We start from the raw sequence: 1,032 nt of genomic DNA, 5'->3' as shown, positions 1-1,032 counted from the left end.
CGGCGTGGCCCTCACCGCCGTGCAGCTGTGCGTGGCCCGCGGGGCCGAGGTGTGGGTTACCTCCGGCTCCGACGACAAAATTGCCCGCGCCCGGGAGCATGGCGCGAAAGGTGGCATCAGCTACAACGAGGTTAACTGGGTGCGAACCCTGACCCAGTTTGCCGGCGGGCTGTTCGATGTCATCATCGACAGTGCGGGTGGCGCCGCTTTTGGCCCGCTGCTCGACGCCGCCGCGCCAGGCGGTCGCATCGTGTTTTTCGGTGGCACGCTGGGCAACATCCCCGATGTGCCACCCGCTAAAGTCTTCTGGAAGCAACTCGATATCCTGGGGTCGACGATGGGTACGCCGCAGGATTTTGAAGACCTGCTGGCGCTGGTGACGGAAAAGCGCCTCGTGCCCGTGGTGGATGAAGTATTCCCGCTGGCCGAAACCGAAGCCGCCCTGCGCCGCCTCGAAGCCGGCGCGCAGTTCGGCAAAGTCGTGCTGAAAATTGCCGAATAAGCCCGTGCGTATTCGCAGCGGATTTGATGACAAAAAGGGGCTTGGAAACGTATGTTTCTCAAGCCCCTTTTTGCTGCATTATTATTCCTAAAAACCACATTTTCAGGAATGAAAACGTGGTTTTTAGGGTTGAATAGACATGCGGGTAATCGCCTAACAAACCGCCTGTTCAGCTCATGAAATCTGCTGCCCAATACCTCAAAAATTCCGTCTTCGAAGCCCGCCGTCCGCGCCGCGAGCTGCAACCCGTCGTCGCCTACGCCGACGCCCTGCAAGCCATCGAGCAAGCAGTGGCCGACGCCGAGAAATACCGCTACCTGCTGATGCGCGCCCTGCGCCACAGCGCGCCCAAAGCCACCGCGCCGGCCGCTTCTTTCTTCGCCGAAGAAGCGACCGTACTGCCGATGTACCCCGGCCAGTCGCGCCAGGCGGCGTAATTTGTCTGAACTAAGTAGGGGCGGGGCTTGCCCCCGCCCGCCGTTGAACAATCCGCGTAGGTTTCGTTCAACGACGGGCGGGGGCAAGCCCCG

At 61.2% G+C, this 1,032-nt stretch carries 2 protein-coding genes; both read left to right on the top strand.

Annotated features, from left to right (window positions below; genetic code table 11):
- A partial coding sequence (locus ACYVDE_RS24055) for a zinc-binding dehydrogenase (protein WP_460504051.1) occupies positions 1–502 on the top strand: 502 nt, incomplete at its 5' end.
- A 176-nt stretch (positions 503–678) separates the two neighbouring features.
- Positions 679–939, top strand: a complete 261-nt coding sequence (locus tag ACYVDE_RS24050) for a hypothetical protein (RefSeq protein ID WP_460504050.1) — start codon at positions 679–681, stop codon at positions 937–939.
- The last annotated feature ends 93 nt before the right edge of the window (positions 940–1,032 follow it).

The organism is Hymenobacter agri, assembly GCF_054778495.1.
The sequence above is the reverse complement of the archived record's forward strand: the minus strand, read 5'-3'. Positions and strand labels throughout refer to the sequence as shown.